The following is a 9,319-nucleotide window of genomic DNA, read 5'->3' on the forward strand; positions in this document are numbered from 1 at the left end:
TGCTGAGGTTATTCCTTTCCTTATTAAAGTTAACGATCAAATTGACACCGCACTAATCGGTAAAACTTCGAAATGACCGTACCAAAGTGCGTGGTTGATCGGCATATGATAAAGTCCGTGAATAAATTTAGTTATGGTACAGGATCGTAACCACTTCCTCCCCAAGGATGGCAACTAAAAATACGTTTTATGGCTAGCCAGCCGCCTTTTAAAAGTCCATGCTTTTGTAGAGCTTCTTTGGCGTATTGTGAGCAGGTGGGATGGTATCTGCAACTGGCAGGTGTTAATGGTGAGATGAAAGTTTGATAGACCTTAATCAGTAATAAAAACGGGTATGTAAGAATTTTTTTCAATGGTTTTGATGTTTAAACCGCTTGAGATCAATAGGGGTTATCTTTTTGTTGAACAGAAATCCTCAGATTAAAGTATGCATTATTAAAGTGCCAACGACCTAGATGTTGTTAAAATTATAAAGATGTTTACAACAAAAGCTAACGGTCAAATATGTTTGCAATTTATTAATTGGTTGTAAATGTTGTTCCGTCCTTACCGTCATTTAGCTGAATTCCTGCTGCTGCAAGCTCGTCGCGTATTTTATCGGAAGTGGCAAAATCTTTATTTGCCCTGGCTTCTTGTCTTAATTGGATTAAAAGTTCTACAGCACCCGATAATTTTTCTGTACCGGTATCTGACTGCTTAGCATTGACCAATCCTAAAACATCAAAAGTAAAGGTATTGATTGTGTTTTTCAGCACGATCAAATCTTCTTGTGTAATGGTTGCCGTTCCTTCTTTTATTTGATTGATAAATTTGACCGCTTCAAACAGATTTGCAATAAGAATTGGCGTGTTAAAATCGTCATTCATTGCCTCATAGCACTTTAATTTCCATTCGTTAATATCAAATGTAGATGTGCTGGACGGATTCAACTCGTCCAAAGTGTTAATGGCATCCATCAATCTGAAAAAACCTTTTTCGCTGGCTAAAAGGCCATTATTGGTAAAGTCTAAAATACTTCGGTAGTGCGCTTGTAGCATGAAAAACCGTGCTACACTTGGTGAAAACGCTTTGGTAATATGAGGATTGTCTCCTGAGAAAATTTCATTTGGCAGAATATAATTCCCAGTTGATTTGGCCATTTTTTTACCGTTCATGATCAGCATATTGGCGTGCATCCAATAATTTACAGGTGCTCGATCATTGCTTGCTTCGGCTTGGGCAATTTCACATTCGTGATGCGGGAATTTTAAGTCCATACCACCACCGTGAATATCAAAATGTTCTCCCAGATATTTTGTGCTCATTGCGGTACATTCTAAATGCCAACCAGGAAAACCGTCGCTCCAAGGTGAAGGCCATCGCATGATGTGTTGCGGTTCGGCCTTTTTCCAAAGGGCAAAATCTTGTGGGTTTTTCTTGTCGCTTTGGCCATCAAGTTCGCGCGAATTGTGCATCAAATCCTCAACATTGCGTTTGCTTAAAATGCCATAAGGTTTGTTTTCGTTGTATTTTAAAACATCAAAATAAACAGAACCATTAACTTCATATGCCAATCCTTTATTAAGGATGTTTTTCGTGATTTCAATTTGTTCAATAATATGACCGGTAGCAGTTGGTTCAATACTTGGCGGTAAAAAATTGAACTTATTTAAGATATTATGAAAATCGACCGTATAGCGTTGCACAACTTCCATCGGTTCTATTTCTTCTAAACGTGCTTTTTTTGCAATTCTATCTTCGCCAACATCAGCATCATTTTCTAAATGTCCGGCATCGGTAATGTTTCGAACAAATCGTACTTTATATCCTAAGTGTTTGAAATATCTGAAGATGACATCAAAAGACATGAAGGTTCGCACATTGCCTAAATGGACATTGCTATAAACTGTTGGTCCACACACATACATGCCAACGTAACCGTCATTTATAGGTAAAAATATTTCCTTTTCTCCTGATAATGAATTGTATATCTTAATTTGGTTGTCGTTGTAAAGTGGCATTTGTGTTTGGTATAAGTTGTTTTTGTGAGTAAATTTAGCTGTTCTAACAGTTAACTTTGTAACTCACGCTATTAAAATTGTGTGTCTAATTTAATATAATCCAAAAACTCCCGACGGTTTGCGGCGTCCTTAAATACACCACCAAATTCGGCAGTTACGGTACTGCTTTCAATATCTCTGATGCCACGTGAATTTACGCATAAATGTTTGGCGTCAATCACACAGGCTACATCTTCAGTGCCAAGAACTTTTTGTAATTCTTTTACAATTTGAATGGTGAGGCGTTCTTGAACTTGAGGGCGTTTTGCATAATAATCTACAATACGGTTCATTTTTGATAATCCCACAACCGTACCATTACTGATATAGGCCACGTGTGCTCTCCCTACAATAGGAAGTAAATGATGCTCGCATGTAGAATATAAGGTAATGTTTTTTTCGACCAACATTTCTCCATATTTGTATTTGTTGTCAAAAGTGGATGCGTTTGGTTTTTTATCTGGACTTAAGCCTCCGAAAATTTCTTTAACAAACATTTTTGCAACACGCAATGGCGTGCCTTTAAGACTGTCGTCATTGAGATCCAAGCCTAAGGTTTCTAAAATATGGCGAACATCGTCTTTTATAAGATCTATTTTTTCATCTGCTGAAAGCTTAAAGGCGTCTGGACGCATAGGTGTATCTGATGAAGTTCCGATGTGGTCATCACCTAAAATATCAATGTTATGAGTATTCTCGTCTGTTTTCATAATTGTTTTATAAATCGATATTGGTTAAAAAACTCTTAGATAGTACAGTTTTTTGCGCAATTAGGATGCAAAGATAAACAAATATAAAATCATTACATGGGGTTGATCCTTGTAATTGCTTTGGCTAAAGATGAAAAAAAAGCACTTGTTGAAAGTGCTTTTTGATTTGTTTTTATGCACTGGTTTTTATAAATTAAAACCTAATGTCAAAATAAAATTAGAGTTTTTTGAGTTGATTTCAGCAGCATCAGTCAAGCCAACGGTATAGAGTTGATGGTTATAGTCTCTTTGTGCATGGTCATAGGAAAAGTCGAGTTTGACGTTTCCAAAATTATAACCCAAACCAAGTGAAAAGCCGTTTAGATTTCCATAGAATGCATCATTTTTATAAGGACTTTCTTCAAATCGGTAACCGCCTCTAAAACTAACTTGTTGGTATCTGTATTCGCCACCTATCCTGTAGGTTGATGCATTTCTTAAGTTTTGACTCATTATTTCGTTCTGTTCACTAAAATAAGGATCGGATGTCGGTTTGAATTTTGTATTGCCATAGTTTTTTCGAGTATAATCAAAACTGATCAGACCATTAGTTCCAAATATATAAGCCAAACTACCTCTAATTTGCCCAGGTGTTTGGAGCTTGTAATCGGGATAAACGTTCACCACATAAGGATCTATGATTTGTGAAATATTGGTGCCGTTCTCGTTTCTTATCGTGCCGAGATATTGTGTGGTTTCTTCTGAAATGGTGTACCAAGTAGGGGAGTCATAAGTAAATCCAACACGGAGTTCTTCATTGACTTTAGCAATGGCACCTAACTGAAATGAAAATCCTGTGCCGATGGTTGAAAGTTCATTTTGAAATCGAACCTCTTTCACTAAAGAGCCAGCATTATTATTGCTTTCCTGAAGATCAGTAAATTTATCGTAATTGATAAAATGTGAATTTAAATTAAGTCCGATATACAAATTGTCACCATACTGTGTAGATGCATTGACTGAAAATTTCCCATTATAACCTGTTGCGGCATACGTGTAGGATTGGTCAAAATTATTTCCTCGGATATTGGATGTATATGAAGTATTATCATCAGTATCGTTAAAAGGTTCAAGAATATAAGATTCATAACCTAAAAACGCTTGTTGATGGTTGAAGCCATACATTCTGTTGATTTCAGAATAGGCGGTAGATAGACTTTCGTTGTCCAAAGCCGAAATCTGGTCTAATCTAAGGCCTTGTGCATTGTTAAGGAAGTAATTTCCAATAGTGTTAGAATTTGTGTTGATGCCGCGAATGTGCCATGAATTCTCATAATCGGCTGTTTTATCATAAGAAACGCCCAGCGCAAATTTTCTCCAAGGTGAATCGGGATTGGTGTTATTAAACACAAATACGCCACCTGCTTGATTAAGATCAAACTTAGAGTTTGATGCTGAACTCATTCCGTTAAAATAATTGATATCGCTTTTGGTGCCAATATTAGACAAGGAAACAGATGCTTGACCAAGTGTGAAAATCGACGACCCAGCAGGATTAATGCTTACTGCTGACATGTCGCCTCCAAGTGCTCCAAAGGCACCGCTCATACTTCTAAAACGTGCAGTTCCCTGAACTTCATTTTGAGAGTATCTTACGGCATCGGTAATATCTTGGGCCATAATATTGGACATGGATAGAGCGGCTATGAATAGTAAACTTAACTTTTTCATATTTTTAGTTTTTAACAATTCTAAAATTTTAGTTCTAGTTGCCTCCTCGTCTTGAAGATCCTGACCCGCCCGTTCTTGCCGGTGGTGCTGAAGATCTTGAAGGAGAGCTGCTTGAGCTTCTTACAGATGGTGATGAATTATTTGAACGTGATGGTGCCGTGTAGGAAGGACTGCTGCTTCTACTTGGTGTAGAAACGTTGTTTCCGCTACTTCTGGTGGCTCCGCTGCTTCTTCTCACTGCTGGAGTGCCTGAACTATTGGTTCTTGTTCTCGTACTAGGTTGAACATTTCCGTTGTTTGATGGTCGGGTCGCACTATTATTGCTCCTTCTTATTGTAGGCGTAGTGTTCACATTGGGTCTGGTCGTAGTTGATGAGTTGACAGAGCTTCTTCTGCCACTATTATTACTACTAGGTCTATTAATAGTATTGGAGCTCGAATTTAAAGATGACGATGGACGGCTTGTAGTGGTGTAAACACTGCCGCGTCTTCCACTGGAATAGGATACATCTCTGCCATTTCTATAATAATTGCCATAGTAATTATGGCCATAATAGTTATTGTGGTAAATGCCATAATAAGGATAATACCCATATCTATAATTATACCCATAATAAGGGTAATGTCCACCATAATAGCCAAATCCATAATTATAAAAACCAAATGAATAATAAGGTGAATAATAATCTAGACCGCCCCAGCCATAATACCCCCAACTACGGTATGGATTGTAAAATCCATATCTGCTGTATGGATACCAGCCAAGGTTGTTATAGATGTTGATGTCAACATTCTGACTTTGTTGACCCCAGCCGGCATAACTGTCTTGATATTGAATATCTCCGTTCTCGTCAGAATAGTTGCCTTGGTAATCGTCAATATTGGTGAAAATTACGTTGTCATCTTGGGCGATGTGCTCAAATTCCAAAGATTTTTGACCAAAATATTCCTTGTAATAGCTATTGTTGGTGTTTGGAGCTTGTTCATAATAGACTTGGGTCGGCGGAACTTCGGAGCCATATATGCCGTCATTATCATAGCCAGCGTACTGGTATGAACCACAAGAAGCTGCTCCAAAAAGTAAGCTTAGTGCAACAACGAATGGCAATTTCTGATCTATGTAAGTTTTAAATTGCATATCTGTTTGTTTTTTATTGTTGAACATTACAAAAATAGTTAGTTTTGTTGAACTATTTTATTATTTAACATAAGCACAACTTTTGTGCCAAAACTTCGGTATGAGTAAAAATCTTACAAGTAGAGCGGAAGACTATTCCAAATGGTATAATGAACTGGTCGTAAAGGCCGATTTAGCAGAAAACTCAGCAGTTAGAGGATGTATGGTCATCAAACCCTATGGCTATGCCATTTGGGAAAAAATGCAGGCAGAATTAGATCGCATGTTTAAGGAAACAGGCCATCAAAACGCTTATTTTCCGCTTTTTGTACCTAAAAGTTTGTTTGAGGCTGAAGAAAAAAATGCCGAAGGTTTTGCTAAAGAATGCGCAGTTGTAACGCATTACCGTTTGCAGAATGACCCTGATAATCCTGGGAAATTGCGCGTAGATCCAGAGGCAAAATTGGAAGAAGAACTCGTGGTGCGCCCTACCAGTGAAGCTATTATTTGGAGTACCTATAAAGGATGGATCCAAAGCTATCGCGATTTGCCAATTTTGATCAATCAATGGGCCAATGTGGTGCGGTGGGAAATGCGTACACGTTTATTTTTAAGAACGGCTGAGTTTTTATGGCAAGAAGGCCATACAGCCCACGCTACCAAATCGGAAGCTTTGGCTGAGGCGCAACTTATGAATAGGGTATATGCCGATTTTGCAGAGAATTTTATGGCGATACCAGTAATTCAAGGCGTAAAAACCGAAAGTGAACGGTTTGCTGGAGCGGAAGAAACCTATTGTATTGAAGCACTTATGCAGGATGGAAAAGCATTGCAAGCAGGTACGTCACACTTTTTAGGACAAAATTTCGCAAAAGCGTTCGACGTTAAATTCACTTCTAATGAAGGTAAGTTGGAGCATGTATGGGCAACCTCTTGGGGAGTTTCAACCCGTTTGGTAGGTGCTTTGATCATGACGCATAGCGATGACAAAGGACTTGTTCTTCCTCCAAATCTGGCACCAATACAAGTAGTGATCGTGCCAATTCATAAAACCGACGACCAATTGGAGGCAATCGGTGTTGTTGCTCAGAATTTAATTAGCGAATTGCGATCAAGAGGGATCAGTTGCAAATATGACGACCGCACCATTCAGCGACCAGGTGCTAAATTTGCGCAATACGAATTGCAAGGTGTGCCATTGAGAATTGCGATTGGGCCAAAAGATTTAGAAAATAAAACCGTCGAATTGGCGCGACGCGATACCTTATCCAAAGAAAATGTACAGGTAGAAGGCTTGGCAGATAGAATAAAGGGATTGCTCACTCAAATCCAGGACGATTTGTTTAATAAGGCATTAAATTTTAGAAACTCACATATTACGGAGGTCGATAATTTTGACGATTTTACAACCATATTAGAAAGTAAAACAGGTTTTATATCAGCACATTGGGACGGAACTGCCGAAACAGAAGAAAAGATCAAAGAACTTACTAAAGCTACTATAAGATGTATTCCATTAGATCGAAAAAATGAAGCTGGAAGCTGTGTATTTACAGGGAAACCGTCGGCTGGAAGAGTGCTATTTGCAAAGGCTTATTAAATTTTATTAAAAAAGTTTGCTTAGGCCTTGCAATATTTAAAAATAGTTGTATTTTTGCACCCGCTGAAAGACATGAGTTCTTTAACTAATGTTGGACAGGCACACATAAAAAGTGTGTGTTCATTTGAAGAAGTTGCAAATTAGAAAAATAAACTGTTTATTTGCACCTGAAATAAAACAAATGGCCCGTTCGTCTATCGGTTAGGACGCCAGGTTTTCATCCTGGTAAGAGGGGTTCGATTCCCCTACGGGCTACAATTTTTTAATAAGAAAGTAAAGAAATGGCAAATCATAAGTCAGCATTAAAAAGAATCAGAAGTAACGAGTCTAAACGTTTAACCAATAGGTATAAACATAGAACTACACGTAATGCTATTAAAAAGCTACGCGAAACAGAGAGCGCTACAGAAGCTCAAGCTTTATTGCCTGTGGTTTCGGCTATGATTGATAAATTGGCTAAGAAGAATATCATTCATTCTAACAAAGCAGCTAATTTAAAATCTGGTTTATCAAAACACGTTGCATCTTTATAATTAAAGAAACAAAGCTTATAATATAAAATCCATTCAATTTGAATGGATTTTTTTATGCCTTATTTTTTTGAAAGATTTTTAATGGGATTTTTTATAAAACAGTAAAAATTAATGCCACCCACCTGAACGGACGGGCAGGTCAGCGTTCCAAAAATCAAAAATCAAAAATCATCAATCTCCACTCCACCAAACACCAAAAACAAAATCCCCTTCAATTGGCTGCCAACTCCTTCGCGCAATAATGCATAAGCTTTAGTAAGTTGTCCTTCCACCGTTTTAATCGAAATGTTCAAGTATTCGGCAATTTCTATATTGGTCAATCCCTCCTTTTTACTCAACAGAAAAGTTTCTTTACATTTTGGCGGCAAACTTTCAATCCCTCGGGTTACAAGAGCGATTTTTTGCTCTAACAATTCCCGATTTCCATCATCAACAACCGCATCAAGTGCTTCTGCATACACTTTTTCTAAGGTCGATAAAGTTCTTCTTGATTTGTGATATTGATTGATAAACTCATTATAGGCACTCTTATACAAAAAACTTTTGATCGAATAATCCATATTTAATCGTTTTCTATATTCCCACATTCTCAAAAACACAGTTTGCACAATATCTTCAGCTAACGTACGGTCGTTATTCAAGCTCAAAACGTAGACAAATAGCGGTTTATGATAAGTTTTTACCAAATAGGCATAGGCGCTTTCATCACCATTTTTAAGATGATCTATAAACTTTTCGCGGTTTTCATACAGATATGCCACAATTAAAAAACATATTAAATGGTGCGTAAATATCATAAAAAAATCAAATAAAGAAAAAAAGTTATCAAAAAGCAAGGGTTATTAAAAGCTGGATTGTAATATATAAAACCAATCACGAGAAATGACAACGCCAAAAATCGAAAGACTTATAGTAAAGTATCTGACCAAATCGGCAACCGCTGACGATCTGGATATACTTCACGAATGGATCGAGCATCCTGAAAACAGAAGTGTGTTCAAAGATTACGTGCAAACGCATTATGCCATTAACCACCACATGAACCAACCGGATTCCGAAAAAGCATTGGAACGACTTTTAAGTACTATAAGAAAGGAGAAATCTGTAGTTTACAAACTTAAAAAACACTCGGTTTTCAAATATGCTGCCGCAGCAGTTCTGGTCATTGCATTAGCATCTACCTATTTCCTGAAAGATATATGGTCTAGCAATCCAACAGAAAGTCCTGCACCACAAATGGTCAACACCCCTATAGCGCCAGGCATTGACAAGGCCACCTTAACATTGGGGGATGGGACGCTCGTAACCTTAGAAAAAGGCACCACCTATCAAACGCAAAACGCTAATAGCAATGGCGAAGAAATAATTTACAATAACACCTCTTCACGCACTCTAGTCTATAACTATTTGACGATTCCCCGAGGCGGGCAATTCCAAATGACCCTTTCAGATGGTACCAAGGTATGGTTGAATTCCGAAACTCAACTTAAATACCCAGTGAGTTTTACTGACGGCGAAAGCCGTCAGGTAGAACTCGTTTATGGCGAAGCGTATTTTGAGGTGTCACCAAGCACAAAACATAAAGGTGCTCATTTTGAAGTACTCAACAG

9 protein-coding genes and 1 tRNA gene are annotated in these 9,319 nt (G+C 37.8%); 4 read left to right on the forward strand and 6 right to left on the reverse strand.

What is annotated here, in order from left to right; translation table 11 throughout:
- Positions 1-131 precede the first annotated feature (131 nt).
- The 5 genes from yidD to VNJ50_RS10545 form a co-directional block, all read right to left on the reverse strand.
- Entirely contained in the window at positions 132-353 is a 222-nt protein-coding gene (gene yidD, locus VNJ50_RS10525; protein ID WP_325581640.1) for a membrane protein insertion efficiency factor YidD, read from the reverse strand.
- 165 nt (positions 354-518) lie between these two features.
- Positions 519-2,000, reverse strand: a complete 1,482-nt coding sequence (gene cysS, locus VNJ50_RS10530) for a cysteine--tRNA ligase (RefSeq protein WP_325581642.1) — start codon at positions 1,998-2,000, stop codon at positions 519-521.
- A gap of 71 nt (positions 2,001-2,071) precedes the next feature.
- Positions 2,072-2,749 (reverse strand): GTP cyclohydrolase I FolE, encoded by a 678-nt coding sequence (gene folE / locus VNJ50_RS10535; protein ID WP_325581644.1) that lies wholly within the window; start codon positions 2,747-2,749, stop codon positions 2,072-2,074.
- A 186-nt stretch (positions 2,750-2,935) separates the two neighbouring features.
- Positions 2,936-4,459 (reverse strand): OmpP1/FadL family transporter, encoded by a 1,524-nt coding sequence (locus VNJ50_RS10540; RefSeq protein WP_325581646.1) that lies wholly within the window; start codon positions 4,457-4,459, stop codon positions 2,936-2,938.
- Positions 4,460-4,493: 34 nt separating this feature from the next.
- Positions 4,494-5,597, reverse strand: coding sequence for a hypothetical protein (locus VNJ50_RS10545; RefSeq protein WP_325581648.1), 1,104 nt, complete (start codon positions 5,595-5,597; stop codon positions 4,494-4,496).
- A gap of 100 nt (positions 5,598-5,697) precedes the next feature.
- Between VNJ50_RS10545 and proS the strand changes: the two genes are divergently transcribed.
- The 3 genes from proS (at position 5,698) to rpsT (ending at position 7,709) form a co-directional block, all read left to right on the forward strand.
- Positions 5,698-7,176, forward strand: coding sequence for a proline--tRNA ligase (gene proS / locus VNJ50_RS10550; RefSeq protein WP_325581650.1), 1,479 nt, complete (start codon positions 5,698-5,700; stop codon positions 7,174-7,176).
- A gap of 183 nt (positions 7,177-7,359) precedes the next feature.
- Positions 7,360-7,431 (forward strand) — tRNA-Glu (locus VNJ50_RS10555).
- A 26-nt stretch (positions 7,432-7,457) separates the two neighbouring features.
- The gene (gene rpsT, locus VNJ50_RS10560; protein WP_325581652.1) at positions 7,458-7,709 is read left to right on the forward strand and encodes a 30S ribosomal protein S20; all 252 of its coding nucleotides are present in this window, start codon (positions 7,458-7,460) and stop codon (positions 7,707-7,709) included.
- A gap of 161 nt (positions 7,710-7,870) precedes the next feature.
- Here the strand turns inward: rpsT and VNJ50_RS10565 are convergent, their stop codons facing one another.
- Positions 7,871-8,470, reverse strand: a complete 600-nt coding sequence (locus VNJ50_RS10565; protein WP_325581654.1) for an RNA polymerase sigma factor — start codon at positions 8,468-8,470, stop codon at positions 7,871-7,873.
- 121 nt (positions 8,471-8,591) lie between these two features.
- Here VNJ50_RS10565 and VNJ50_RS10570 point away from each other — a divergent pair.
- A partial coding sequence (locus VNJ50_RS10570; protein ID WP_325581656.1) for a FecR family protein occupies positions 8,592-9,319 on the forward strand: 728 nt, incomplete at its 3' end.

The sequence above is a fragment of the Gelidibacter sp. genome (assembly GCF_035577925.1).
Taxonomy (GTDB): Bacteria; Bacteroidota; Bacteroidia; order Flavobacteriales; family Flavobacteriaceae; genus Gelidibacter.

What these genes read in the sequence shown, in the direction of transcription:
- folE (WP_325581644.1), bottom strand. Translation starts at nt 2,749, where the DNA reads ATGAAAACAGACGAGAATACTCATAACATTGATATTTTAGGTGATGAC.
- rpsT (WP_325581652.1), top strand. Translation starts at nt 7,458, where the DNA reads ATGGCAAATCATAAGTCAGCATTAAAAAGAATCAGAAGTAACGAGTCT.
- cysS (WP_325581642.1), bottom strand. Translation starts at nt 2,000, where the DNA reads ATGCCACTTTACAACGACAACCAAATTAAGATATACAATTCATTATCA.
- VNJ50_RS10540 (WP_325581646.1), bottom strand. Translation starts at nt 4,459, where the DNA reads ATGAAAAAGTTAAGTTTACTATTCATAGCCGCTCTATCCATGTCCAAT.
- VNJ50_RS10545 (WP_325581648.1), bottom strand. Translation starts at nt 5,597, where the DNA reads ATGCAATTTAAAACTTACATAGATCAGAAATTGCCATTCGTTGTTGCA.
- proS (WP_325581650.1), top strand. Translation starts at nt 5,698, where the DNA reads ATGAGTAAAAATCTTACAAGTAGAGCGGAAGACTATTCCAAATGGTAT.